Origin of the sequence: Streptomyces sp. NPDC050732 (assembly GCF_040654255.1) — a bacterium.
Lineage (GTDB): Bacteria > Actinomycetota > Actinomycetes > Streptomycetales > Streptomycetaceae > Streptomyces.
In genome coordinates this window covers 31,403-56,725 of record NZ_JBFAHP010000035.1, presented here as the reverse complement: position 1 = coordinate 56,725, position 25,323 = coordinate 31,403, and the positions used below count along the sequence as shown (strand labels likewise).

25 protein-coding genes are annotated in these 25,323 nt (G+C 72.1%); 19 read left to right on the top strand and 6 right to left on the bottom strand.

From position 1 onward, the window contains the following. Window positions 1-44: 44 nt before the first annotated feature. Window positions 45-1,826: a 3-hydroxybutyryl-CoA dehydrogenase gene (locus AB0H82_RS28245; protein ID WP_362997548.1), complete on the bottom strand. Its 1,782-nt coding sequence runs from the start codon at window positions 1,824-1,826 to the stop codon at window positions 45-47. Window positions 1,827-2,181: 355 nt separating this feature from the next. Between AB0H82_RS28245 and AB0H82_RS28240 the strand changes: the two genes are divergently transcribed. Then, the gene (locus tag AB0H82_RS28240; RefSeq protein WP_362997546.1) at window positions 2,182-2,751 is read left to right on the top strand and encodes an adenylosuccinate lyase; all 570 of its coding nucleotides are present in this window, start codon (window positions 2,182-2,184) and stop codon (window positions 2,749-2,751) included. A gap of 19 nt (window positions 2,752-2,770) precedes the next feature. On the opposite strand, the gene AB0H82_RS28235 is transcribed toward AB0H82_RS28240, so the two are convergent. The 4 genes from AB0H82_RS28235 to AB0H82_RS28220 all read right to left on the bottom strand — a co-directional run bounded on the left by AB0H82_RS28235 (window position 2,771) and on the right by AB0H82_RS28220 (window position 6,434). Further along, window positions 2,771-3,292, bottom strand: coding sequence for a GNAT family N-acetyltransferase (locus AB0H82_RS28235; RefSeq protein ID WP_362997544.1), 522 nt, complete (start codon window positions 3,290-3,292; stop codon window positions 2,771-2,773). After that, window positions 3,293-3,691 (bottom strand): RidA family protein, encoded by a 399-nt coding sequence (locus AB0H82_RS28230; RefSeq protein ID WP_362997542.1) that lies wholly within the window; start codon window positions 3,689-3,691, stop codon window positions 3,293-3,295. It abuts the gene before it with no gap. Beyond that, window positions 3,688-5,256: an alpha/beta hydrolase gene (locus AB0H82_RS28225; RefSeq protein WP_362997540.1), complete on the bottom strand. Its 1,569-nt coding sequence runs from the start codon at window positions 5,254-5,256 to the stop codon at window positions 3,688-3,690. Before AB0H82_RS28225 ends, AB0H82_RS28230 begins: the two co-directional genes overlap by 4 nt. A gap of 119 nt (window positions 5,257-5,375) precedes the next feature. Continuing rightward, complete coding sequence (locus tag AB0H82_RS28220; protein WP_362997538.1) at window positions 5,376-6,434, bottom strand: Rv2578c family radical SAM protein; 1,059 nt, start codon at window positions 6,432-6,434, stop codon at window positions 5,376-5,378. 260 nt (window positions 6,435-6,694) lie between these two features. Between AB0H82_RS28220 and AB0H82_RS28215 the strand changes: the two genes are divergently transcribed. The 8 genes from AB0H82_RS28215 (at window position 6,695) to AB0H82_RS28180 (ending at window position 16,417) form a co-directional block, all read left to right on the top strand. After that, entirely contained in the window at window positions 6,695-7,207 is a 513-nt protein-coding gene (locus AB0H82_RS28215; protein ID WP_362997536.1) for a GNAT family N-acetyltransferase, read from the top strand. Window positions 7,208-7,249: 42 nt separating this feature from the next. Continuing rightward, on the top strand, window positions 7,250-8,509 hold the full coding sequence (locus AB0H82_RS28210) for an SLC13 family permease (protein ID WP_362997534.1): 1,260 nt from the start codon (window positions 7,250-7,252) through the stop codon (window positions 8,507-8,509). 96 nt (window positions 8,510-8,605) lie between these two features. After that, window positions 8,606-9,049: an SRPBCC family protein gene (locus AB0H82_RS28205; RefSeq protein WP_362997532.1), complete on the top strand. Its 444-nt coding sequence runs from the start codon at window positions 8,606-8,608 to the stop codon at window positions 9,047-9,049. A gap of 265 nt (window positions 9,050-9,314) precedes the next feature. Further along, window positions 9,315-11,708 carry an MFS transporter gene (locus AB0H82_RS28200; RefSeq protein WP_362997624.1) on the top strand — a complete coding sequence of 798 codons (2,394 nt, stop codon included), beginning with the start codon at window positions 9,315-9,317 and terminating at the stop codon, window positions 11,706-11,708. Window positions 11,709-11,875: 167 nt separating this feature from the next. After that, window positions 11,876-14,383 (top strand): SpoIIE family protein phosphatase, encoded by a 2,508-nt coding sequence (locus AB0H82_RS28195; RefSeq protein WP_362997530.1) that lies wholly within the window; start codon window positions 11,876-11,878, stop codon window positions 14,381-14,383. A 179-nt stretch (window positions 14,384-14,562) separates the two neighbouring features. Then, a complete protein-coding gene (locus AB0H82_RS28190) occupies window positions 14,563-15,282 on the top strand; it encodes a class I SAM-dependent methyltransferase (RefSeq protein ID WP_362997528.1) in 720 nt (239 codons plus the stop codon). A gap of 136 nt (window positions 15,283-15,418) precedes the next feature. Beyond that, on the top strand, window positions 15,419-15,805 hold the full coding sequence (locus AB0H82_RS28185) for a VOC family protein (protein WP_362997526.1): 387 nt from the start codon (window positions 15,419-15,421) through the stop codon (window positions 15,803-15,805). A 120-nt stretch (window positions 15,806-15,925) separates the two neighbouring features. Beyond that, window positions 15,926-16,417: a DUF5709 domain-containing protein gene (locus AB0H82_RS28180; protein WP_362997524.1), complete on the top strand. Its 492-nt coding sequence runs from the start codon at window positions 15,926-15,928 to the stop codon at window positions 16,415-16,417. 36 nt (window positions 16,418-16,453) lie between these two features. Here AB0H82_RS28180 and AB0H82_RS28175 read toward each other — a convergent pair whose 3' ends face one another. Beyond that, window positions 16,454-16,762 carry a hypothetical protein gene (locus AB0H82_RS28175; protein WP_362997522.1) on the bottom strand — a complete coding sequence of 103 codons (309 nt, stop codon included), beginning with the start codon at window positions 16,760-16,762 and terminating at the stop codon, window positions 16,454-16,456. A 103-nt stretch (window positions 16,763-16,865) separates the two neighbouring features. Here AB0H82_RS28175 and AB0H82_RS28170 point away from each other — a divergent pair, with 103 nt between their 5' ends. The 10 genes from AB0H82_RS28170 to AB0H82_RS28125 all read left to right on the top strand — a co-directional run bounded on the left by AB0H82_RS28170 (window position 16,866) and on the right by AB0H82_RS28125 (window position 25,205). Then, window positions 16,866-17,675, top strand: coding sequence for an SDR family oxidoreductase (locus tag AB0H82_RS28170; protein ID WP_362997520.1), 810 nt, complete (start codon window positions 16,866-16,868; stop codon window positions 17,673-17,675). A 166-nt stretch (window positions 17,676-17,841) separates the two neighbouring features. After that, window positions 17,842-18,525: a nucleotidyltransferase family protein gene (locus AB0H82_RS28165; protein ID WP_362997518.1), complete on the top strand. Its 684-nt coding sequence runs from the start codon at window positions 17,842-17,844 to the stop codon at window positions 18,523-18,525. Then, entirely contained in the window at window positions 18,522-18,776 is a 255-nt protein-coding gene (locus AB0H82_RS28160; protein WP_362997516.1) for a hypothetical protein, read from the top strand. The genes AB0H82_RS28165 and AB0H82_RS28160 overlap by 4 nt, the downstream gene beginning before the upstream one ends. Further along, the gene (locus AB0H82_RS28155; protein WP_362997514.1) at window positions 18,773-19,534 is read left to right on the top strand and encodes a metallophosphoesterase; all 762 of its coding nucleotides are present in this window, start codon (window positions 18,773-18,775) and stop codon (window positions 19,532-19,534) included. The genes AB0H82_RS28160 and AB0H82_RS28155 overlap by 4 nt, the downstream gene beginning before the upstream one ends. A gap of 199 nt (window positions 19,535-19,733) precedes the next feature. Further along, window positions 19,734-20,411: an ANTAR domain-containing protein gene (locus tag AB0H82_RS28150; protein WP_362997512.1), complete on the top strand. Its 678-nt coding sequence runs from the start codon at window positions 19,734-19,736 to the stop codon at window positions 20,409-20,411. Between the two features lie 55 nt (window positions 20,412-20,466). Continuing rightward, window positions 20,467-21,201, top strand: a complete 735-nt coding sequence (locus AB0H82_RS28145; RefSeq protein WP_362997510.1) for an ANTAR domain-containing protein — start codon at window positions 20,467-20,469, stop codon at window positions 21,199-21,201. A 251-nt stretch (window positions 21,202-21,452) separates the two neighbouring features. Next, on the top strand, window positions 21,453-22,760 hold the full coding sequence (locus AB0H82_RS28140) for an extracellular solute-binding protein (protein WP_362997508.1): 1,308 nt from the start codon (window positions 21,453-21,455) through the stop codon (window positions 22,758-22,760). An 8-nt stretch (window positions 22,761-22,768) separates the two neighbouring features. Continuing rightward, entirely contained in the window at window positions 22,769-23,791 is a 1,023-nt protein-coding gene (locus tag AB0H82_RS28135; protein WP_362997506.1) for a sugar ABC transporter permease, read from the top strand. Beyond that, window positions 23,788-24,651, top strand: a complete 864-nt coding sequence (locus AB0H82_RS28130) for a carbohydrate ABC transporter permease (RefSeq protein WP_362997504.1) — start codon at window positions 23,788-23,790, stop codon at window positions 24,649-24,651. The genes AB0H82_RS28135 and AB0H82_RS28130 overlap by 4 nt, the downstream gene beginning before the upstream one ends. Beyond that, window positions 24,648-25,205, top strand: coding sequence for a hypothetical protein (locus AB0H82_RS28125; RefSeq protein ID WP_362997502.1), 558 nt, complete (start codon window positions 24,648-24,650; stop codon window positions 25,203-25,205). Before AB0H82_RS28130 ends, AB0H82_RS28125 begins: the two co-directional genes overlap by 4 nt. Window positions 25,206-25,323 lie beyond the last annotated feature (118 nt).

Below are 25,323 nucleotides of genomic sequence, written 5' to 3'. Positions count from 1 at the left end.
GCCCGCCCCAGTCCGTCCGTTCGCCCGGGCGACCCTCGGCCTGCTCAGCGCCGGGCATGTTCGCGGAAGCCACGGCCCGTCTTGCGGCCGAGGCAGCCCGCGGCCACCAGGTGTTCGAGCAGCGGCGCCGGGGCCAGGCCCGGGTCGCGGAACTCGCGGTGCAGGACCTTCTCGATGGCCAGCGAGACATCCAGGCCGACGACGTCCAGGAGCTCGAAGGGGCCCATGGGGTAGCCGCCGCCGAGCTTCATCGCGGCGTCGATGTCGTCCAGCGAGGCGTAGTGCTGCTCGACCATCTTGATCGCGTTGTTGAGGTACGGGAACAGCAGCGCGTTCACGATGAACCCCGCGCGGTCGCCGCAGTCCACCGGGTGCTTGCGGATCCTCGCGCAGACCTCGCGGACCGTGGCGTGCACGTCGTCCGCGGTCACCACCGTGCGGACCACCTCGACCAGCTTCATCGCCGGCGCCGGGTTGAAGAAGTGCATCCCGATCACGTCACGCGGCCGCGACGTGGCGCGGGCGCAGGCGACGACCGGCAGCGAGGACGTCGTGGTGGCCAGGATCGCGCCCGGCTTGCACACCTTGTCGAGCGTCGCGAAGAGCTGCCGCTTGATGTCCAGGTCCTCGGCGACGGCCTCCAGGGCCAGATCGACGTCGGTGAACGCCTCGTACGAACCCGCAGGCGTGATCCGCTCCAGCGCCTGCGCGGCGGCCTCGGCCGTCATCCTGCCCTTGGCGACGGAGCGCGCGAGCGACGTGTCGATACGGGCCTTCGCGGCCTCGGCCTTCTCGTCCGTGCGCGCGGCGAGCACCACGTCGAAGCCGGCCTTGGCGAAGACCTCCGCGATGCCGGACGCCATCGTCCCGGAACCGGCGACACCGACCGAGCGGACCGTGCGCCCCCGCTCCCGCTCCTCGCCGGCGACCGGGGTCAGCGCGTCGCGCACCACCTCGTCGCTGCCCGGCCCGGCGTACGTGTAGAAACCGCGGCCCGCCTTGCGCCCGGTCAGGCCCGCCTCGCTGAGTTGCTTGAGGATCGGCGCGGGGGCGTGCAGACGGTCCTGCGACTCGGCGTACATGGCGTCGAGGACCGTGCGGGCGGTGTCCACGCCGATCAGGTCGAGCAGCGCGAGCGGACCCATCGGCAGGCCGCAGCCGAGCCGCATCGCGGCGTCGATGTCCTCACGGGAGGCGTACTTCGCCTCGTACATCGCGGCGGCCTGGTTGAGGTAGCCGAAGAGCAGCCCGTCGGCGACGAAGCCGGGCCGGTCGCCGACCGCGACGGGCTCCTTGCCCAGGGCGTGCGCCAGGTCGGTGACCGCGGCGACGGCGGCGGGCGAGGTCAGCACGGACGAGACGACCTCGACGAGCTTCATCGCGGGCGCCGGGTTGAAGAAGTGCAGGCCCAACACCCGCTCGGGGCGCGCCGATTCGGCGGCGAGACGGGTCACGGACAGCGCGTTCGTGCCGGTCGCGACGATCGTCTCGGGGCGCACGACGGCGTCGACCTCACGGAAGACCTGCTGCTTGACCTCGTACGACTCCGGGACGACCTCGATGACCAGGTCGGCGTCGGCGGCGGCCCGCAGGTCCGTGAAGGTGCGGAAGCGGGAGAGGACGCCGCGGCGCTCCTCCTCGGTGAGGCGTCCCCGGTGCACGGCACGCGCCGTCGAGGCCTCCAGCGACTCGACGGCCCGGGTGGCCGCCGCCTGGCTGATGTCGATGCCGATGACCTCGCGGCCCGCCCGGGCCAGGACCTCGGTGATGCCGGTGCCCATCGTGCCGAGACCGATGACGGCGACGGTGTTCAAGGGAGCGTCCATGCGTGGACTCCAGGAAGAGAGTGACGACTGAGGGGCGCGCGGGTGCGGCGAGCGCCGCACGGCGAGCGGGGAGTGGTACGTGGTGTGTCCGGGCGGCGCGCGAGGGGCACGCCCGGTGGGAGAAGCCGACCGGCTCTGTCCCGGAGCCGCGTCGTACTGAGGTACTTGAAGTACCGAACCGACTTGCACTCGCCTTGGCTGCGTCACCAGGCCACGGCGAGGAAAGGAACTGCTACGGGGAGTGTGCCCCGCTCACATGAGACTAACCGGCGAGTAACGAGCGCGCCAGCCCGCGATGTTCTCCGATGTCTGTGATCTACATCGCGACCGCTGGGTAAGGCTTAGGCTCGCGACCATGGATGAGGAGTTGCGGACGGTGACGGAACGCTTACGGGCCGAGGCGGGTGGTTCGAAGGAGTACGAGAGGCTGGTCGCCACGGACGACCTCGATGAGCTCGCCGAGGCGCTCGTCTCCCCGGGGCAGCCCCTGTGGGCCCGGGAGTTGGTGGCGATCAGGCTCGGCGTCGCCGGCGACCGCAGGGCCTTCGAGTCGCTCGTCCTCCTCCTCAACCACCGGGACCCGCCGCGGTGCGCCGCCGCGGCCCACGCCCTGGCCCGCCTCGGCGACCCGCGCACGGCACGCGCCGCGGCCGCCCTCGCGACGAACGAACTCCGCGTGGCGTACGCCCTGTACCCGGTGCGCCTCCTCACGGAGCTGCGCGCCCCGGAGTCGGCGCCCGCGCTGATCACCACGCTGCAGCGCAGACTGGCGCCGCACGATCCGTACGGCAAGATCGCCCTCGCGTGCGTCGAAGGACTCGGGGCGCTCGGCGACGCGCGGGCCAGACCGGTCCTGATGGCGGCCCGCGCCCACCCCCGCCTCGCGGCGGCGGCCTCGGCGGCACTGGCGCGGCTGCCGGAGTGAGAGCTCCGGAGTGGGTGGCTCAGGGGAGGGGGCGGCTGTAGCGGACCTCGGGCACGGGGGTGCCGTCCAGCTCCTGGGGGTCGCGGGCGCCGTCCGGTGCGAACCCGGCGCGTTCGTAGAAACGGCGGGCGCCGGTGTTGGCCTCCAGGACCCAGAGGCGCATCCGGCCGTACCCGGCCGCGGCGCAGCGGGCCACGCACTCCAGGAGCAGCGCGCGGCCCACACCCGTGGAGTACTGCTCCGGGTGCGCGTACAGCGCGTACAACTCGCTCTCGCCCGGCGGGAGATCGTCGTCGCGGGCCGGGCCGAAGCAGGCCCATCCTGCGATCCGCCCGGCGCGCAGGGCGACCAGGTCCACCGAGCCCGTCCCGCCCCGTGCCAACCGCGCACGGAACTGCGCCGCGCTCTCCTCGACGCTGAGCGCGTCCAGGTGCGGCTGGGGCATCAGTCCGGCGTACGCCGACCGCCAGCCGAGGGCGCGGAGTTCGGCGACGGCATCGCAGTCGGCCTCGCCCATCTCCCGTATGCGCACGTCGTCCATCTACTCCGGCACCACCGCGAACGCCTCTATCTCCATCAGGAACTCCGGGCGCACCAGCGACACCACCTGCACCGCCGAGGACGCGGGGAGCCGCTCGGGGTCGAGGAACGCGTCCCGCGCGGACCGCACCGCGGGCATGTGCGCCATGTCCGTCACGAAGTACGTCAGCTTCACGACGTCGTCGAAGGTCGCGCCCGCGGCCGCGAGGCAGCGCCGCAGGTTCTCGAAGACCTGCCGGGCCTGCGCCGCCGCGTCGCCCTCGCCGACCGGCCTGCCGTCCTCGTCCAGGGGCAACTGGCCGGATATCGCCACGAAGCGGCCCGATCCCATGACGACGTGGGTGTACGCGGTGGCGGGGGCGACGCCCTCGGGGGCGCTGATGCGGGTCAGTCGGCTCATGAACCCATCGTGGACCATGGGTGTGACAACGCCCTGCGCGCGGTGGCGCCCCGCGGCTTCGGCTCGGGCGGCGCCTCGCACACCGCGTCGGCCTCGCCGCCACCGGTCGGCACCTCCCCGGTGGTCAGGTAGGCCGTCAAGTGCCGGTCCAGGCAGGCGTTGCCGCGCAGGGTGACGCCGTGGTTGCCGCCGCCCCGCTCGACCACCAGGCGGGAACCGCGCAGCTTGCGGTGCAGGGCGAGGGCGCCGTCGTACGGGGTGGCGGGGTCGTCGGTCGCCTGGAACAACAGCACGGGCGGCAGGGCGGATTCGGCGACGTCCGGCGGGGTCAGGTGGTGCGTCGGCCAGAACGCGCACGGCGCGTTGTACCAGGCGTTGTTCCAGGTGGAGAACGGTGCCTTCGCGTGCATCCGCGCGTTGTCGGCGCGCCACGTCCGCCAGTCGCGCGGCCACCGCGCGTCCCGGCACTGCACGGCCGCGTAGACGCTGTAGCTGTTCTCGCCCGCCGCGTCGACCGCGCCGATGCTCTCGTACGCCGCGACGAGCGGCTCGTGGTCCCCGTCGTTCACGTACGCCGCGAACGCCGTCGCGAGGCGGGGCCAGTAGCCGTTGTAGTAGCCGCCGGGGATGAAGGTGTCCTCCAGCTCGGCGGCGCCCACCTTCTTGCCGGCGGGCCGCTCGGCGACCGCTTCCCGCATGGCGTGCCACGCGGCCTCGACCCTCTCGGGGTCCTTGCCGAGGCCGTACGTCGCGTCGTGCCGGGCGATCCAGGCCATGAGCGCCTTGTGGCGGACGTCGAAGGCGTGGTCCTGCCTGAGGTTGTTGCCGTACCAGACGCCCGTCGGGTCGACGAGGGAGTCGAGAGCCATGCGGCGCACCCGGTGCGGATGGAGCTTTCCGTAGAGCGCGCCCAGATAGCTGCCGTATGAGTAGCCGAAGAAATTGATGCGGTCCGCGCCGAGGGCCGCGCGGATGGCGTCCATGTCCTGGACCGTGCTCACCGAGTCGATGAAGGGCAGGATGTCCGCGTACTTCGAAGAGCACGCCCGCGCGAACGCCTCCGCGCGCCGGAGATTGGCCCGCTCCAGTTCGGGCGTGGCCGGGACGGTGGCGGGCCGCACGGGGGAGAAGTGCCCGGGGCGGCAGTTCAGCGCGGGCCTGCTCCGGCCCACGCCGCGCGGGTCGAAGCCGATGACGTCGTACCGCGCGGCCACCTCGTCGGGCAGCGCATCGGCGACGAACGCCGCCATGGTCAGTCCGCTGCCGCCAGGACCGCCGGGGTTCACCAGGAGCGGTCCCTGGGAGGTCTCCGCGGTGTGCGGGACGCGGGACAGGGCGAGGGTGATCTGCCGGCCGTCCGGCCGGTGGTGGTCGAGCGGGACCTTCAGCGAGGCGCACTGGAGCGTCGGGTGCTCCTTGATGGCGCACGTCTTCCACGCCAGAGGGGCGTGCCGCGGGGCGTGGGCCGCGTGCGGGGTGCCCGGCGCGGGCGGTGCCGCGAGGGCCGTCCCTGCCATCGCCACCGCGGCGGCGACCGATCCGAGTACGACGGCACGCTTCTTCATCCGGCCTCCCGGGGCGGTGGTTCAGGGCCCCGCAGGCCGTGACCCTTGGCGCATCCTCCCGGAAAGCCGTCCAGGTCAGGGCCGCCCTGCCGAGGAACAACCCGAAAGGGGCACGCCGCTCACAACAGTGAGAGCTGGATGGGCCCGGTGGCGGGCCCGGTCGCGGGTGCGGTCGCGGGCTCCGGTTCCTCCGGGGCGCTGAACCTCCGCCGGGCACCCGCGCGCGTGGGGCCGATGCCGAACTCCTCGGCCAGCTCGTGCACGTGGCGGGTGATGCGGCGCTGGTACCACTTCGGGGCGTAGGCGCCCTCCGCGTACAACCGCTCGTACCGCCGCACCAGATGCGGGTGGTGCTGCCCGAGCCACGCCATGAACCATTCGCGGGCTCCCGGCCGCAGGTGCAGCACCAGAGGTGTCACGGACGTCGCGCCCGACGCGGCGATGGCCCGCACGGTGGCGCGCAGCTGGTCGGGATGGTCCCCCAGGAAGGGGATGACGGGCGCCATCAGGACTCCGCAGCCGATGCCGTGCCCGGTCAGCGTGCGGACGACGTCGAGACGCCTCTCCGGAGCGGGCGTGCCGGGTTCGACGGTGCGCCACAGCTCCTGGTCGGTGAAGCCCACGGACACGGAGATCCCGACCTCCGTCACCGCGGCGGCCTGCCGCAGCAGGTCGAGGTCGCGCAGGATCAGCGTGCCCTTGGTGAGGATGGAGAAGGGGTTGCCGCGGTCGCGCAGCGCCTCGATGATCCCCGGCATGAGGCGGTAGCGGCCCTCCGCGCGCTGGTAGCAGTCCACGTTCGTGCCCATGGCGATGTGGTCGCCGTGCCAGCGCGGCGAGGCGAGCTGGCGCCGCAGCAGCTCGGCGGCGTTGACCTTGACGACGATCTGGCTGTCGAACCCGAGGCCGGTGTCCAGGTCGAGGTAGCTGTGCGTCTTGCGCGCGAAACAGTAGACGCACGCGTGCGTGCACCCCCGGTACGGGTTGACCGTCCATTCGAACGGCATGCGGGACGCCCCCGGCACCCGGTTCACGATCGACCGGGCCCGGATCTCGTGGAAGGTGATTCCGGCGAATTCAGGGGTGTCGAAGGTCCGCGTGGTCACCGCGTCCGCGCCGAACAGCGCGGCATCCGCGGTGCCCCGGCGCGGCCCGTCGGAAAGGTTCTCCCAGCGCATGACGCCTCCTCGGTAGCACTGGCCACACAATAGAACACTTGTTCCCTTGATCGTGCGGGCGGAACATCGAGGCCCTTCGGGTGGGCGTGCTTGGTAGGGTCATGTCACGCGTGACACGCGCGACCGCACTGCGACGAGGGAGGTTGATGAATATGGCCCGCCGGACGCCTCATCAGCATGCCCTTGTCCGGGCCGCGCGAGCCTGACGCAACAGAGCTCCCCGAGAGCGGCCCGGTCGTCCGAACGACCTGGAGTGTCGCGTGTCTTCTTTTCCTGCTCTCTCCCTCGCCGGTACCGACCTGATCACCGAGCGCCTCGTCCTGAGGGACTGGTCCGCCGACGAGATCGCCGCCGTCGTCCGAGACGAGCGGCTCGCCCACTGGGCGGTGGACTTCCCCGCCGACGGCGACCGCGTCATCGCGGGCTTCGTCGCCGAACAGGCCGGCCCGTCCGGCGCGCCGGGCGCGTACGGCCACCGGCTCATCGTCGAACGCGCGAGCGGTGCCGTCGTCGGCTCCATCAGCCTGCTCTGGCCGCCCAGTGAGGGCGCCGTCGAGCTCGGGTACGGGGTGGTGCCCTCCCGGCGGGGTCGCGGTTACGCCCCCGAGGCCGCCCGCGCCCTCGTGACGGCCGCCCTGGCCGTACCGGAGGTCACTGCGGTCCACGCCGACGTCGAACTGTGCAACCCGGCCTCCGTCCGCGTCCTGGAGAAGGCCGGGCTGCGTCGCTGGAGCGACGACGGCACGGTGGCCCGCTTCAGAGCCTGTCTCTGAGCCCCCGCCGGGGCGGCGACCGGACAGGACGGCGCGCGATGCATGATCGAAGACATGCTCGCCGAGTCCCTGTCCGTCGCCGCCCTGGCCGTGGTCCTCGTCTGCGCCGTCGTCCGCCCCTTCCGCCTGCCCGAGGCCGCCTTCGCCGTGCCCGCCGCCGGAGTCGTCGTCGCGGCCGGGGCGATCCCGCTCGACGACGTGCGGGACGAGGCCGCGCGGCTCGGCCCCGTGATCGGCTTCCTGGCGGGCGTCCTCGTGCTCGCCAAGCTCTGCGCCGACGAAGGGCTCTTCCGCGCCTGCGGCACCTGGATGGCGCGCCGGGCCGCGGGACGGCCCCGCAGACTGCTCGCCGCCGTCTTCGGGCTCGCCTCCGTGATCACCGCGACCCTGAGCCTGGACGCCACCGTCGTCCTCCTGACACCGGTCGTCTTCGCCACCGCGGCCCGCATGGGCGCCCGCCCCGCCCCGCACGTCTATGCCAGCGCCCACCTGTCCAACACGGCGTCCCTCCTGCTGCCCGTCTCGAACCTGACGAACCTCCTCGCCTTCACCGCGACGGGCCTCAGCTTCACGCGGTTCGCCCTGCTCATGACGCTGCCCTGGCTGGTCGCCATCGCGGTCGAGTACGCCGTCTTCCGGCGCTTCTTCGCCGCCGACCTCGACGCCCCCGCCGAGGGCACCGAGGTCACGGAGCCGCCGCGCATGCCGCAGTTCGCCCTGGTGACCGTCGCGGCGACGCTCGCCGGGTTCGCCGTGGCCTCCGGCGCCGGCGTCGACCCCGCCTGGTCGGCGGCGGCCGGTGCGGCCGTCCTCGCCGTGCGGGCCCTCGCACGCCGACGTACGACACCGGTGGCGCTCCTGCACTCGGTCCAGCTGCCGTTCCTGGCCTTCGTTCTCGCCCTCGGCGTCGTCGTCAGGGCCGTCGTCGACAACGGACTCGGCGACGCCCTCGGACGGGTCGTCCCCGACGGCACCTCGCTGCCCGCGCTGCTCGGCACCGCCGCCGTCGCCGCGCTCCTCGCCAACCTGATCAACAACCTGCCCGCCGTCCTCGCCCTCGTCCCGCTCGCCGCACCGGCCGGACCCGGCGCCGTGCTCGCCGTGCTCATCGGCGTGAACGTCGGACCCAACCTCACCTACGCCGGATCCCTCGCCACGCTCCTCTGGCGCCGCATCGCCCACCAGCACGAACACGACGTCAGCCTCGGCAGGTTCACCCGCCTCGGGCTGCTCACCACCCCCGCCGCCCTGGCCCTGGCGACCCTCGCGCTGTGGCTCTCGCTCCGGCTCCTGCCGGGCTGAGCGGGCCCTCCACGAGGGCCCCGATTTGGGAGGCCGGTGGCCCGGGTGGTTGGCTTTCCGCGAAGTCCCCGAGAAACAAGTGCTGGAGGAAGTGCAATGGCGCAGGTCGAGGCAGTCACGGAGCGGATCATCACGGCGAAGCCGGACGACGTCTTCGACGCGCTGGCCGACTACAACGGCACGCGGCAGAAGCTCCTTTCGGAGCACTTCAGCGAGTACGAGGTGCGCGAGGGCGGCGACGGCGAGGGCACCCTGGTCCACTGGAAGCTGCAGGCCACCAGCAAGCGGATCCGCGACTGCCTTCTGGAGGTCAGCGAGCCGACCGACGGCGAACTGGTCGAGAAGGACCGCAACTCCTCGATGGTCACGACCTGGACGGTGACCCCGGCCGGCGAGGGCAAGTCCCGCGTGGTCGTCTCCACGGTGTGGAACGGCGCCGGCGGCATCGGCGGCTTCTTCGAGAAGACCTTCGCCCCCAAGGGCCTCGGCCGGATCTACGACGCCGTGCTCGGCAACCTCGCCGCCGAGGTCGAGAAGTAGCCAACTCCCCTGTAGCCCATCAGGGTTGTCGTCACGCTCACCGTTTCGAGTGGTTTTCCGCTCGGCTCCGTTGTACGCCGTAGGGCTCCGACCGGCGCTTACGTCCGCCGGGCCCCATGTGAGGGCGACTCGTCGCGCTTGCTCGCAGTTGTCGCGTAATGCGAGAAATGCGTCGCAGGCGCGACGAGGGGAGCACGACGTGGGCGGGACGACGCTGGTGAAGGTCGCAGAGCAGGACGAGCGGAACGGGCAGCACCGCGACGAGGTGGCCAACGGCCCCTCGACACCCGGCGATCAGGGCCCGGGACAGGCGCAGGCGCCACCCGGGGCCGCCGGTCCGGCCGCGGCGCACGGGCTCAGCCCCGGCCGCGTCCGCATGGTCTTCGTGGGGCTCATGCTCGCGCTGCTGCTCGCCGCGCTGGAGCAGATGATCGTCGCCACCGCGCTCCCGAAGATCGTCGGCGAGCTGCACGGCCTCGACAGGATGTCCTGGGCGATCACCGCCTACCTGCTCACCTCCACGGTCGGCCTGCCGATCTACGGCAAGCTCGGCGACCTCTTCGGACGCAAGGGCGTCTTCCAGTTCGCGATCGTCATCTTCGTCATCGGCTCGGCGCTCGCCGGCTGGTCGCGGACGATGGACCAGCTCATCGCCTTCCGCGCGCTCCAGGGCGTCGGCGCGGGCGGCCTGATGATCGGCGTACAGGCGATCATCGCGGACATCGTGCCGCCCCGGCAGCGCGGCCGCTACATGGGCCTCATCGGCGCCGCGTTCGGCCTCGCCTCCGTCGCCGGCCCGCTGCTCGGCGGCTTCTTCACCGACCACGCCTCCTGGCGCTGGTGCTTCTACTTCAACGTGCCCTTCGGCCTCGTCACCCTCCTCGTCGTCTCGCTCGTCCTGAAACTGCCCAAGCCCACCGGCAGGGCCCGGCTCGACGTCCTCGGCGCGCTCCTGCTCGCCGCCGCGTCCACCTGCCTCGTGCTGCTGACCAGTTGGGGCGGGACCGAGTACGCGTGGGGCGACCGGATGATCCTCGGGCTCGGCGCCGGTGCGGTCGTGGCGAGCGTGCTCTTCCTCGTCGCCGAGAAGTTCGCGGCAGAACCGATCATTCCGTTGCGCCTGTTCCGTGATCCGGTCTTCAACATCACGGGTCTTGTGGGCATGGTCGTCGGAATCGCCCTCTTCGGAGCGGCCAGTTATCTGCCGACCTTCCTGCAGATGGTCGACGGCGCCAGCGCCACCGAGTCCGGACTCCTGATGGTGCCGATGATGGGCGGCATCGTCGGCGCGTCGATCGTCTCCGGCCAGCTCATCAGCCACACCGGGCGCTACAAGGTGTACCCGATCGTCGGAGGCATGCTCTCCGTAGTCGGCATGTGGCTGCTCTCGCGGCTCGAAGCGGACACCTCCCGGCTGGAGTACAGCGTCTGGATGGCCGTGCTCGGCGCGGGCATCGGCCTGGTCATGCCGGTGCTCGTCCTCGCCGTGCAGAACGCCGTCCGCCCCGCCGACCTGGGCACCGCCACCAGCGCCAACAACTACTTCCGGCAGATCGGCGGCAGCGTGGGAGCCGCCATCTTCGGCACGCTCTTCGCCGACCGGCTCGCCGACGCGCTCCGGGACCGGCTCCCCGCCGGGTCGGACGAGGCCGTGCCCGACGCCGAGTCCATCACCCCGCAGCTCGTCCACGCGCTGCCCGCGCCGCTGCGCGAGGGCTACATCCAGGCCTACGCCGACGCGATGCCGCGGATCTTCCTCTACCTGGTGCCGGTGCTCGTCCTCGGCATGCTGCTCGCCTTCTTCCTCAAGGAGACCCCCCTGTTGTCCAGCACCGCCCCCCACAACGCACCCGCCGCCGAGCCGACGGCCGTCCCCCGGGCCCGTACGACGACGTACGCCGCCGGAGTCCCGGTCTGCGGCACCGTGCAGCACCCCGACGGCACCGTCGTGCCCCGTGCCGCCCTCACCCTCATCGACGTGGCGGGACAGCAGATCGGGCGCGGCGCGAGCGGCGAGGACGGGCGGTACGCGCTGGCCACCCCGGGCGCGGGTTCGTTCGTGCTGATCGCGGCGGCCGGCGGGCACCAGCCGCAGGCCGTCACCGTCACCGTGGGGGAGCGGCCCGTCGAGCTCGACGTCGTCCTCGGCGGGGCGGGCCGGCTCGCGGGGACCGTGGTGACCGCCGACGGAACGCCCGTCAGGGACGCGGCCGTCACCCTCACCGACGTCCGCGGCGAGGTCGTCGCCACCACCCGCAGCGGCCGCGAGGGCGGCTACGTCATCACGGAGCTGGTGGCGGGCGAGTACACGCTCGCGGCCAGCGCGCCCGCGTTCCGTCCCGCCGCGCTGCCCGTCTCGGTGCAGGCCTCGCGCGAGACCCGGCAGGACGTGGAGCTGGCGGGCGGGGCCGTGCTGCGGGGCACCGTGCGGGCCGGCGGCGGGCGGCCCGTCGAGGACGCGCGCGTGACACTGCTCGACGCGGCGGGGAACGTCGTCGACACCCTGACCACGGGACCGGACGGCTCGTTCCGCTTCGTCGACCTGTCGTCGGGCGAGTACACCGTGATCGCGGCGGGTTACCCGCCGGTCGCCACCGTCCTCCAGGTCGCGGGCGGCGGCCGCACCGAGCGGGACCTGCAGCTCGGCCACGAGGACTGAGCCTCCCCGGGCCGGGCGCCCGGCCGGCGGGCGGCGGAGGGGGCGTGCGCCGGTGGCCAGGCCCGCCCTGCCAATTCCCGTATTGCCCCGCACGGCAACCACCGGCGGCCGTACGGTGGTTGGTGGCGGCGCAGAATCTTGCGCTGCCGCGGGAAGGAGCATGAGCCATGGAACGAGGCACTCCGGGCGAGCCACCGGCGCAGAGTGCCGCGTCCGGCCGCATTCCGCTGGCCGTGGTCGTCGTCGACGGCGCCGGTCTCGTCTCGCACTGGAGCGTCGGCGCGCGCCGCCTCTTCGGGTGCGCCAGGGAAGAGGCCGTCGGCCGTCCGGTGGGCGATCTGCTGCCGGTGCACGGCGCGCTCCCGGAGGACCGCGGGTCCTACGGAGCCTTCGACGGACTCGGCCCCGACCTGGAGACCTCCCTCGACGGACGCATCTCCTACCCGGCCGCCGGGCGTGCGCGCCTGACCGGCTCGGGGAGCGGGACGGGCGGCGCCCGCGGCCGCGCCAGGGTCGACGTGCTGTGGTGGGCGTACCCCCTGGTGGGCCCAGGACCCGAGCGGCTCCTCGTGCTCGCCGCCGACGCCGCGCGACTCACCGCGACCGACGGCCCGGACGGCGAGCGCGGCGGACGGGGCACGAGGGACGAGCGCGACGAGCGCGACGAGCGCGATGAGAGGGACGAGCAGGTCGAGCGGATCGCGCCGGGCTTCGCGCTGCACACCGACTTCCCCGGCGCGGACGAGCTCGCCGCCCGGCTCCCCGAGATCCTGCCCAGCATGAGCGTGGACGAAAGCGCCCGCATCGTCGCCCAGATCCTCGAACTGGGCTATCCGGTCCTGGAGTTCAGCAGGCACGACCGGGTGCCCGTCACCCCGGACTGGGGCGTCGCCCGCCGGATCGAGCGCAAGGAGCGCAGGGAGCGCGCCGCGCAAGCGGCCGCCCGCGGAGTGCCGGCGGCCCCGGAGGCGGTGGACGACGAGGGCGAGGACCTTGAGTACGCCGCGGTCCGCGAGCACCTCGAATTCCTTAACGAGGTCAGCGGGCGGATCGGCTCCTCGCTCGACCTGTCGCGGACGATCATCGAGGTGAGCAGGGCGGTCGTGCCGCGCTTCACGGACGTGGCGGGCACCTACCTCCGCGAGCAGGTCGTCGCGGGCGAGGGCTTCCCCGAGGGTGTGCCGGACGAGACCACGATGTGGCACCGGGTCGCCGTCGAGCACACCGACGAGCCGGGCCGCTGGGACGACGTGGTGCCGGTCGGCGAGTCCATGCCGTTCCCCGCGCACACGCCGTTCTTCCAGTGCATGACCTCGGGCGACCCGGTGCTCGTGCCCCGCATCACCGAGGAGATGGGCAACGCCATCGCCTCCCAGTTCGAGAAGCGCGACATCCGCCCGCTGATCAACCACCGCTCGATGCTCGTCGTGCCGCTCAAGGCGCGCAATGTGGTGCTCGGCTTCATGATCCTGCTCCGCCACCGGGAGCGGCCCGTCTTCAACGACATGGACCGCGTCACCGGCGCCGAACTGGCCGCCCGCGCCGGCCTGGTGCTCGACAACGCCCGCATGTACACGTACCAGGAGAGTGTCGCCGACACCCTCCAGGACAGCATGCTCCCGCACATCCAGCCCCGGATGCCCGGCTGCGACATCGCCACCCGCTATCTGCCCGGCACGCTCCTCGGCCGGGTCGGCGGCGACTGGTTCGACTCCGTCAAGCTGCCCGGGTCCAGGACCGCGTTCGTCGTCGGCGACGTGATGGGCCACGGCCTCAACTCGGCGGCGATGATGGGCCAGTTGCGCACGGCCGTGCAGACCATGGCCGCCCTCGACCTGCCGCCCGAGCAGCTGCTGCGCAACCTCGACGACCTCGCGCAGCGCCTCGGCGAGCACTACCTCGCGACGTGCCTGTACGCGGTCTACGACCCGATCGCGGGCGAGCTGCACCTCGCCAACGCCGGCCACATCCCGCCCGTCCTGGTCCGCGCCGCCGACGGCCGCAGCGAACTCCTCGACCTGCCCACCGGGGCGCCCATCGGCGTCGGCGGCGTGCCCTTCGAATCGGTCCTGGTGCGCGTGGCGCCCGGCGACCGGCTGCTGATGTGCACCGACGGCCTCGTCGAGATCCGCGGCGAGGACATCGGCGTCGGCCTCGCCACCCTCACCGAGTCGGCCGCGCACCCCGCCGCCTCCATGGACGCCGCCTGCGACACGATCATCCGCGCCCTCAACCCGCGCGGCGGCCGCAAGGACGACGTGGCGCTCCTGATGGCCCGGCTCAACGGCATCTCGATGGAGAACGTCGCGCACTGGCGGCTCGCCGTCGACCCCGCCGAGGTGGGCAGGGCCCGCGACATGGTCCGCACCCAGCTGCGGGCCTGGTCGCTCCAACCCCTGTCCGACACGGCCGAGTTGCTCGTCAGCGAGCTCGTCACCAATGTCGTGCGCCACTCCCGCAGCAGCAGGATCGACCTGCGGCTCGTCCGCTCCGGGGTGCTGGTGTGCGAGGTCGAGGACGACGACCAGACGCTGCCGACGCTGCTCAGCGCGGGCCCCGCCGACGAGTTCGGGCGCGGCCTGCGCGTCGTCAGCTCGCTGGCCGCGGAGTGGGGCACGAGCCGCACGCGCGCGGGCAAGACGGTCTGGTGCGAACTGCCGCTCCCGCGCCGCTAGGCCGCCCGCGGCACTCTCGTACGCAGGAAGTGCCGTGCGTCGCGGGCGTGCGCCCCGCCACACCGTACCGATTGAGCGGTGAAGGAGTGCGCGGGTGGTTGTCCGTTCGCCCCGGGCGCGATACACCGATCTTGTCGTCGGCTTCGGCGGCTCTCGTCGCATCCCCGGGGAGTACGGACATGAGCGTCACGAGCCGGTACAGAGAGGCGTGGGAGGGGTTCTGGCGGGAGGCGCCCGACGAGCCCGGGGCGGTCTTCTGGGACGCCGAGCCGGCCCTCACCGCGGGCCTCCACCTCGCCCTCTTCGAACCGCACATGACCGCCGGCCTCCCCGTCGTCGACATCGGCTGCGGCAACGGCACCCAGACGCGCTTCCTCGCCGACCGCTTCCCGCGCGTCCTCGGCATCGACCTGTCGGCGGCCGCCCTCACCCACGCCCGGCGCGCCGACGCGGCCGGGCAGGTCGACTTCCGGCAGCTCGACGCGGGCGAGAAGAGCGAGACGGAGCAGCTGCACGCCGAGGTCGGCGATGTGAACGTGTACATGCGGGGCGTCCTGCACCAGTGCGAGGCCGCCGGCCGACAGCCGCTGCTCGACGGCATCGCCACGCTGCTCGGCGAGCGCGGGCGCGCCTTCGTCGTCGAGCTCTCGGAGGCGGCACGGCCCGTGCTGACGGGGCTCATGCGGGGCCCCGCGGGGCCGCCGCCGAAGCTGGCACCGGTCTTCGCCCACGGGATCGCGCCCGCGGAGGTCGTCGACGCGGCGGTGGACGCGTACGTCGCGTCGGCCGGGCTCGCGACCGTCGCCGCGGGCGAGCTGCCCCTGGTGACGACGGAGTTCTCCGCGGACGGCACGCGCGTCGAGCTGCCGTCGAGATGGCTGGTGCTCGCGGCCTCCTGACGTGGCAGGGCGACCCGGGGCCGTCCCGGCAGGCGAGCGGCCGGGATCTCGCCATACTCGAAACCGCGGGTCCGGTGCGCACACGCCGCCGGGGCCGCTACAAGCTCCACGACCCCGACCGCACCGGAGAGCGCCCATGAGAATCAACCTGACCAGCGTATTCGTCGACGACCAGCTCAAGGCCCTGGCCTTCTACACCGACGTCCTCGGCTTTGTGGAGAAGTCCAAGGTCGCGATCGGCGACGACTGGTGGCTCACCGTGGTCTCGCCGGAGGACCCCGACGGCACGGAGCTGCTCCTGGAGCCCGACGGACACCCCGCGGTGAAGCCCTACAAGGCCGCGCTGGTCGCGGACGGCATCCCGGCCACCGCCTTCGCCGTGGACGACGTCACGGCGGAGTTCGAACGGCTGCGCGGGCTCGGCGTCCACTTCACCCAGGAGCCGGTACGGATGGACAAGGTCACCGTCGCGGTCCTCGACGACACCTGCGGCAACCTGATCCAGATCATGCACACCGAGTAGGGCCGGGCCGGGAGCCGGGTCAGATCGTTTGGGCGGTCTCTCGCGGGCAACCCTGGACGCTGAGCGCGACCATGAGAGGGCGAGCGCGACACCACCGAGACTCCGAAGCGCGAGGTAGTCATGAGCGACCAGAACATGGCGGACGACGCCTACCAGCCCACCGGCGACAACGAGGAGCAGGAGGACGCGGCACCGCTGGACCTCCAGGACGCGGTGGACGAGCGTACGTACGACGACATGCTCGACGAGGGCTACTCGCCGCCGGAGAAGCCGCTGGGCGTCACCAAGACCGGCACGACGGCGGCGGAACAGCACGAGGGCGAGACGCTCGACGAGCGACTGCGTCAGGAAGTGCCCGACACCGAGGTGCCCGACCCCGAGCAGCCCGTCCGCGACACCATCGGCGACCTGCCGGACGGCGAGGGCGAGCCCATGGACCCGGAGGCCGGTCGGGACCGCGCGGGCCGCCTGGTGGCCCCGGACGAAGGAGCCCACACGGACACCACCAAAGAGGTGATCGCCAGGGACGAGGGCATCGACGGCGGCGCCGCGGGCGCGGAGGAGGCGGCGGTCCACGTCGTCTCCGACGAGGACCTGCCACCTGCCTCCTAGGTCCGGGCCGGACGAGGGGCCGCCACCGGCCCCAGGTCACGGGCGGGGATTGATCCGGCGCCACGGCGGCCGGGCGTCGGGCCCCGCGCGGCCCGCCACGGACGCGCACCGGCGGCACAGCCGCTGGACGCGGTCCGCCGAACCGCCCGACTCCGGAATCACGTCCGTCCACGGCACGTGCGGGAAACGGGTGAGGCGGGAGCGGCTCAGGGAGAGCCCGCAGACGGTCTCGTTCCTGCCCGGCTGCCACGCGTGCGCCTCACCGGCGGGCAGCCGCTGCCGGCCGTCCTCCTCGTCGACCCACTGGCCCGAGGCCGCCACCGCGTACTTCACCGACCGGACCATCGCGACCACCTCCGGCCTCCCAGCGTACGAGCGCGACGCGTGAGTCTGCCCGAAGCTGGACAGAGGGCGACGAGTGATCCGTACGACGAACAGGAGGAACCCCATGACCGTCCCCACCGCCTCCGGCACCCCCGTGGCCGTCGTCACGGGCGCGGACTCCGGCATCGGCCGGGCCACGGCCGTCCGGCTCGCGGCGGCCGGAATGGATGTCGGCATCACCTGGCACTCCGACGAGGAGGGCGCCCGCAGGACGGCCGAGGAAGTGGACCGGCACGGCCGGAACGCGGCCGTCGCCCAAATGGACCTGACCCGGCTCCCCGATGCCGCGCGGGTCGTCGACGACCTCGCCGAGCGCCTCGGCCGCATCGACGTCCTGGTCAACAACGCAGGAACAGGCACCGCCACCCCCTTCCTCGACCTCGGACACGAAGACGTCCGACGCGTCGTCGACGTCGACCTCATCGGCCCCTTCCTCTGCGGTCAGCACGCCGCGCGCCGCATGATCCGGCAGGGCGCGGGCGGCCGCATCGTCAACGTGACGTCGGTCCACGAACACCAGCCCCGCGTCGGCGCGGCCCCCTACTGCGCCGCCAAGGGCGGCCTCGGACTGCTGACCCAGGTCATGGCCCTGGAACTCGCGGAACACGGCATCACCGTCAACGCCGTCGCGCCCGGCGAGATCGCCACGCCCATGACCGGGCAGGAGGACACGGACGTCCACGACGAGCACCGCCCCGGCATTCCGCTCGGCAGGCCCGGCGACGCCCGGGAGATCGCCGCCGTCATCGCCTTCCTCGCCGGGCCCGACGCCTCGTACGTGACGGGCGCGTCCTGGATCGCCGACGGCGGCATGGTGCGCATGGGCCCGCAGGCCGGATCGCACCTGCGCAGCGACGAGTGGCGGCGCCCCTGAGACGGACCCGCGGGCCCGCCGTCCCCGCGGCGCCCCGCACCACATGCCCGCAGGCCCGTGTCGAACCCGGCGGCCCGGGTACCGGTGCTGCCTGGGAAAGGGATCGTCGGAGACCACCGGCCCGCACGAACGGTGCCGCGGCCCGTCTCCGGAAACGGAGCAGAAGGTGACGTCGAACGCAGAAGACACCACGCCCGACGCGCAGCGCCGGAGCACCGCGCCGTGCCCGGCGGGACCGCCGGCCGGAGGATCTCCGCACGAGGCGCCCGCGGAGGAGCTGCCGCCCGACCTCCACCAGGCGATCCTGGAGGCGGCGAAGCAGGTCGCCGCCATCCTCAAGAGGCGCGACCACGACTTCGCCCTCGCGGGCAGCGTCGCCGTGTACGCGCACGGCGGCACCGGAAACCTCCAGCACGACGCCGACTTCTGCATCAGGCCGGAGGACGCCGAAGCGGTAGCGGCCTCACTGGAGGAGGCGGGCCTCACGGTCTACGCGCCGCCCGAGGACTGGCTCCTCAAGGCCAAGTGCCTGGGCCAGGACATCGACCTCATCTTCGAACTGGCCAACCAGCCGGTCACCACGGAGCTCCTCGGCCGCGCGGTGCAACTGCCGATGGACTCGGTGCACATGCCGGTCCTGTCGCCGACCGACCTGCTGCGGGCCCTGCTCGCCGCCTTCTCCGAGCACCACTGCGACTTCGGCGCCGTCCTGCCGATCGCGCGGCAGCTGCGGGAGAAGGTCGACTGGGAGGCGCTCCGCGACGAGTACGGGAACACGCCGATGCCGGCCGCCTTCCTCTTCCTGCTGGAACGCCTGGAAGTCATTGCACCGCGAGGAGGAGACCGATGAACGACCACGCGCACGTCGAGTACCGCATCGCCCACCTGAAGGAACGGCTCGCCGCGGAGGAACTCGGCGAACTCGGCATCCGCGTCGAGTCCCGCGGCTCGTCCGTCGCGGTCGTCGGGACGGTGCCCACGACTCACTGCCGCGACGAGCTGCTGCGTACCGTCAACGAGGAACTGGCAGGCCAGACCGTCCACTTCGACGTCGTGGTGGCCGAGTCGACAGCACCGGACCACCCGGAGGAAGTGTCATGATCCGCATCGCCGCCGTCGGGGACATCCACATGGGCCTGGACAGCCAGGGAGTGCTCAGGCCCGCCTTCGAGACGCTGCACGAGTGCGCGGACCTGCTGCTCCTCGCCGGGGACCTCACCCGCCACGGCACCCCGGAGGAAGCGCGGATCGTCGCCCAGGAGGTGACCGGCCTGCCGGTGCCCGTCGTCGCCGTGCTCGGCAACCACGACCACCACGACGAGCAGCCCGAGAAGGTCACCGCCATCCTGCGCGAAGCGGGTGTACGGGTGCTCGAAGGGGAGGGCACGGTCGTCGAGGTCGACGGGGCGCGGGTGGGCATCGCCGGCACGAAGGGGTTCGGCGGCGGATTCGTCGGCTGCAGCGGCAGCGAGTTCGGCGAACCCCTGATGAAGGAGTTCATCCGGTACACCCGGCGCTGCGCCGACGGCCTGCGGACCTCTCTGCGGGAGCTGGCCGAGCAGGGCTGCGGCACACGGGTGGCGCTCACGCACTTCGCCCCCGTGCCGGACACCCTCGCGGGCGAACCCCTGGAGATCTACCCGTTCCTCGGCAGCTATCTGCTGGCGGAGGCGGTCGACGACGCGGGCGCGGACCTGGCCGTCCACGGCCACGCGCACGCGGGCACCGAGCACGGCATGACCAACGGCGGCGTACCGGTGCGCAACGTCGCCCAGCCCGTCATCCGCAAGGCGTTCAACGTCTACCACCTGCAGGACCACCACCGTGCGGAACCCGCGACGGCCGCCCGCAACGGCTAGCCGGCCGGGGCATCCGTTCGTCGACGGCGGCACCCGGTTCTCCCCCCACCGCTCCTCCCGCTGCCGCGTCCACCGGCGACGCTTCTTCTCGAAGGCACCTGTCGGCGGGTGCGGAGGAGTAGATTCTGACTACGGAACGTGGCCGTCTTCCGGAGCCGGTTCGCTTTTCGGTGTGGAGAACTCAGTGATGGAGCACCGGGTGTCTGTGCAGGAGCTGCTTGTCGGTCTGGAGCGGGCCGCCGAAGCCGGGGAGCACCGCATGTGGGCGATGCGATGCGCGCATGCGCTGGGGTTGCAGGGGATCGCGGTCTCCTTGCGGTGGGGGTCGGAGCTGGTGTGGTTCAGCGACGACACCAGCGCGCGGCTGCTGGACATGCAGTTCACCCTGGGGCAGGGGCCGGGGGTAACCGGGGACTTGAGCGAAGGACCGTGCCAGGTAGCGGACCTGGGCGCGGACACGGGCGCGGGCGCACAGTGGCCGCAGTTCGCCGCCGAGGCCCAGGCGTTGGGCGTGCGGGCCGTGTTCGTGTGGCCCGTCAGGACGGGGGCGGCACTGTTCGGCACGCTGACCGGATACCGCCGGACGCCGGGCCCGCTGACCGCGCGGGAGGCGACGGACGGGCTGCGGGTGGCCGACGCGCTGACCGGCCGGCTGCTGGCCTGGCAGCCGACCGCCGAGGCCGCACGGAACGGGCCGGGGCGGGCGGGCGCCGTCGACCTGCACTGGGCGGAGGTGCACCAGGCCACCGGCGTGCTCAGCTACCGGCTCGGTGTGTCGCTGGAGGAGGCCCTGATCCGGCTGCGCGCCCGGGCCTACGCCTCGGGCCGGCCCCTGACCGAGGCCGCCCGCGAGATCCTGCGGGAGCTGCCGCCGTGAACCCGCCGTCCGGTGCAGGCCGCCGAAAGGCGCCCGTACACCGAGGAGTCAAGGCATGAGCAGAGAACGAAAGATCGCCGAAACCTTCGTCGAACTCGCCGACACCTTCGTCGCCGACTTCGACGTCATCGACTTCCTGCAGCAACTGACCATCCGCTGCTGCGACATCTTCGCCGTCACCGACGTCGCGGTCCTGCTGGCCTACCCGGGACCGCAGCTGTACAGCCCCGCCCCCTGCGACCCAAGCCCGGCCCTGTCGGGGCTGCTGGAGCTGGCTCTGCGCGAAGGCCCCGCCCTGGACGCCTACCGCACGGCCGCCACCGTCGCCCCCGGAAACCTCTCCAGCGCCCCGGCCGCCTGGCGCGACTTCACCGCGCTGGCCCGCGAGTCCGGCTACACCTACGCCAGCGCGGTCCCCCTGCGCCTGCGCCGTGAGACCCTCGGCAGCCTGCTGCTCCTGCGCGCCACCGACAGCCCGCTGCCGGCCGACGACCTCGCGATGGCGCAGGCCTTCGCCGACGCGGCCACCATCGGACTGCTCCACGCCCGCACCCTGCAGAACGCCGACACCGTCAACGCGCAGCTCCACACCGCCCTGCACAGCCGCATCGTCATCGAACAGGCCAAGGGCTTCCTCGCCGCCCGCCGCGCCGTCTCGCCCGACGAGGCCTTCGCCGTCATGCGCCGCCACGCCCGTCACCACCGCCTCCTGCTCACCGCTGTCGCCCGGCATGTCGTCGACACGGGGGAGCTCCCGAGCCGCGCTGCCGACGGCGCGTCGAACGGGTAGCGGGCGGTCCCGCGCCGACCCGCTGGCTGAATCGATTCACGCCGCGCGGCGCGGTGCGGGGTCGTGCGAGGTTGTGCGTTCGGCGCGGTGCACGTGTCGCATTGCGGGCATCATGTGCTCTCGGCGCCCCACCAGTGAAGCGCTTCGACTAATTTCCTGTCCGAACCGTTGACGTACGAACGCCCTCTCCCTACGTTGGCCCGGAAAGCGCTTGCCTAAAACGATTCAACTCGCGTCTTGAGGGGCTAACTGTGCCTGTACATGGGGAACTTGACCGACGCGGCCTGCTCAAGTTCGCGGGCGGCTCACTCGCTGCCGTCGGCCTGACGGCGGCGGGCTGTGGTTCCGGTGACGGGTCCGGGAACGGCACGGTCACGCTCCGGTACGCGTGGTGGGGGTCGGACGACCGGGCCCAGCGGATCAACAAGACGATCGCGCTCTTCGAGAAGAAGCACCCGAAGATCAAGATCAAGACGGACTTCCAGCCCTACCTCGACTTCTGGAAGAAGTTCAACACCCAGGCGGCGGGCGGCAATCCGCCCGACGTCTTCCAGAACGCGATCGGTTTCCTGCGCAAGTACGACGAGCGCAACGTGCTGCTCGACCTGAACGCACAGGTCAAGGCGGGCAACCTGCGGCTCGACGGCTTCCGGGCCGGCCTGGAGAAGTTCGGCGAGGTCGACGGCAAGCTGCTCGGCGTGCCCGTCGGCAGCAACTCCATGGCCCTGGTCATCGACAAGCCGCTCTTCGCGAAGGCGGGCGTCACCCCGAAGATGGGCTGGACCTGGGACGACTTCCACACCGCGATGAGGAAGATCCGCGACAGGGGCGGGCGGCCCGGCGACAGCGGGCTCTACGGCGTCATGTACCTCTACGACCTCTACCTCCGCCAGCACGGCAAGGCCTTCTTCACCGAGGACGGCCTGGGCTTCACCGAGGGCGACCTGAAGGAGTGGTGGGCGAAGGGGTACGAGGGCGTCAGGTCCGGTATCTACGCCGACCCGAAGAAGGTCGCCCAGGTCAAGCCCAAGTCCGCGGTCGCCGCCGAACTCGCGGCCGCCGAGTTCACCTGGGACAACTTCACCGTCCGCTACTCCGCCGAGGGCAAGAGCAGCTACGGCCTCGCGCCCATCCCGACCACCGACGGCGAGAAGACCCGCCAGTACCTCGGTTCCCTGATGCTCAGCGGCTCCCGGCGCACCAGGCACCCCAAGGAGGTCGCGCGGTTCATCGACTTCATGGTGCACGACCCCGAGGTCGCCGAGATCATGGGGTACGACCGCGGGGTGCCGACGACGACGGCGCAGTACGAGGCGTACAAGCCGGCGCAGGAGAGCGACAGGACGATCGCGTCGGTGAACAAGGAGATCGCCGCGTACGAGGAGAGCCTCGTCGACGCCGGTGTCCTGGAGACCATCACCCCGCACCCGGCGGGCGCCGACGTCTGCGAGGCGGGCTTCCTGCGCATCGCCGAGGAACTCGCCCTGGGGAAGCGGTCGGTCGGCGAAGCGGTGGAGCAGTACTTCGCCGAGTGCAAGACGGCACTCGGTTCCCGATGAGCGCCGCCATGACCCCTGTCGACGCCGCGGCGACACCGCGGTCCGGGGCGAAGGGAGCGGGTGGAGCGGCCCCGCACGGCGGCTCCGGCTCCGGCTTTGGATCCGGCTCCGGCCGCCGGGCCGGTGGTGCGGCCCGACGCGGCGACCATCTCGCGGGCTACCTCTTCATGTCGCCCTGGATCGCCGGGTTCCTGCTGCTCACAGCGGGCCCGATGGTCGCCTCGCTCTACTTCGCGTTCACCGACTACAACCTCTTCGACGCGCCCACGTGGGTCGGCCTGGACAACTTCACCGAGATGTTCGGCGACCCGCGCTGGCGCAAGTCGGTCGAGGTGACGCTCTGGTACGTGGTCATCGGCACCCCGCTGAAGCTGGCCGCCGCACTCGGTGTCGCGCTGCTCCTCAGCCAGCAGCGGCGCGGCCAGGGCTTCTACCGGGCCGCGTTCTACGCCCCCTCGCTGATCGGCGCGAGCGTGTCGGTCGCCGTCGTCTGGAAGGCGATCTTCTCGGACGACGCGGTCGTCGACCGCACCCAGCGCGCCCTGTTCGGCGTGGACGTCGGCGGCTGGACCGGCGACCCCGACTGGATCATCTACAGCCTGGTGGCGCTCACCGTCTGGCAGTTCGGCGCGCCGATGGTCATCTTCCTGGCCGGCCTCAAACAGGTGCCGCGCGAGCTGTACGAGGCGGCGGCGATGGACGGCGCGGGCAGCTGGCGCCGGTTCTGGAACATCACCCTGCCGATGATTTCCCCGGTGCTGTTCTTCAACGTCCTCCTGGAGACCATCCACTCCTTCCAGATCTTCGCCTCCGCGTACATCGTCGGCGGCGGCGCGGGCGGCAACGCCTGCGGCCCGGCGGACGGTTCGCTCGTCTACACCTGCTACCTCTACGTCCAGGGCTTCGAGAACAGCCGGATGGGCTTCGCCTCGGCCATGGCCTGGATGCTGCTGCTCGCCGTCGGCCTGGTGACGGCGGTCCTGTTCTGGTCCCAGAAGCGCTGGGTGCACTACGAGGAGGGCGCCCGATGAGTACGTTGCGTGTGACGGCCAAAGCGCGTGGGCGCGGCGCGGGCTCCCTCGCCTGGCACATCGGGGCGCTCGCCGTGCTCGCCGTGGTCCTCTACCCCGTGGTGTGGCTGATCGGCGGTTCGTTCAAGCCCAACGACAAGATCGTCGGCAGTCTGGACCTGCTCCCGACGGACCCGGTCGTCTCCAACTACACCGGTCTCGCCGACGGCCTCGCCGACATCTCCATCACCACGTTCTTTACCAACTCCCTGTTCTTGGCGGGCGGTTCGGTGGTGGGGGTGCTGGTCTCCTGCTCGCTCGCGGCCTACGCGTTCGCCCGGATCAGGTTCGCGGGACGCAACCTGCTCTTCGCGCTGATGATCGGCACGCTGCTCCTGCCGTACCACGTCCTCCTCATCCCGCAGTACGTGCTGTTCCAGAAGCTCGGCCTGATCAACACCTACACGCCACTGCTGCTCGGCAAGTACCTCGCCGTCGACGCCTTCTTCGTCTTCCTGATGGTGCAGTTCATGCGGAGCCTGCCGCGCGAGCTCGACGAGGCGGCGCGGCTCGACGGCTGCGGCCATCTGCGGATCTACTGGTCGATCGTGCTGCCGCTGTGCCGGCCCGCGCTCATCACCAGCGCGATCTTCACGTTCATCAACGCGTGGAACGACTTCATGGGCCCGTTGATCTACCTCAACGACCCTTCCAAGTACACCGTCTCACTCGGCCTGAAGATGTTCGTCGACCAGGAGGGCCTCGCCAACTACGGCGGCATGATCGCGATGTCGCTTGTGGCGCTGCTGCCGGTGCTCGCCTTCTTCCTGGCCTTCCAGCGGTATCTGATCGACGGCATGGCCACGTCGGGGCTGAAGTGACGGGCGTACGCGGCAGGCGGTTCGGGGTCTTCGCCGAGTGCCTGCTCACCGGGGTGTGGATCGCGGTCGCCGCGCTGCCGCTGGTGACGGCGCCCGCCGCGCTGGCCGCGGGCTCTGCCCACCTGCGGCGGTACCTCGCCCATGAGGCGGGCGGGTGGCGGGAGTTCGCGGCGGACTGGCGGTCCGCCGTCCGGCGCGGGTGGCTGGTGGGCCTTGCGGGATGGGCCGCCCTCGGGCTGCTCCGGCTCGATCTCTCCGTCGTACGGTCCGGGGCGCTGCCCGGTGGGGCGGTCGTCGGGGTGGTGGGCGTGCTGGCGATGTTGCTTCTGGTCGTCGCGGGCGTGCGGGGTGCTGTGGCCTGGCGGCCCGGGGCGTCTTGGAGGGGGCTGGTCGCAGGGGCGGTCCGCCGTACGGTTCGCGACCCTGCGGGGTCGCTGGCGCTGGTCTGTGGGCTTGCCGTTGTTGTGATCTCCGGGTGGTTCGCCGTGCCGCTTGCCGCTCCTGCGGTGGGGGTGCTCGTGGCAGCCGGCCTCGCGGTTGAACGCCGCGCTTGAGCGTCTGCGGGGCTGGTGACGGTTTAGCGGCTGCGGGCGTCGTGTGGCTCGTCGCGCAGTTCCCCGCGCCCCTGAAGGGGCGCCCGGGTCGGGTTGTTGTCTGCGGGCCGCGTGTGGC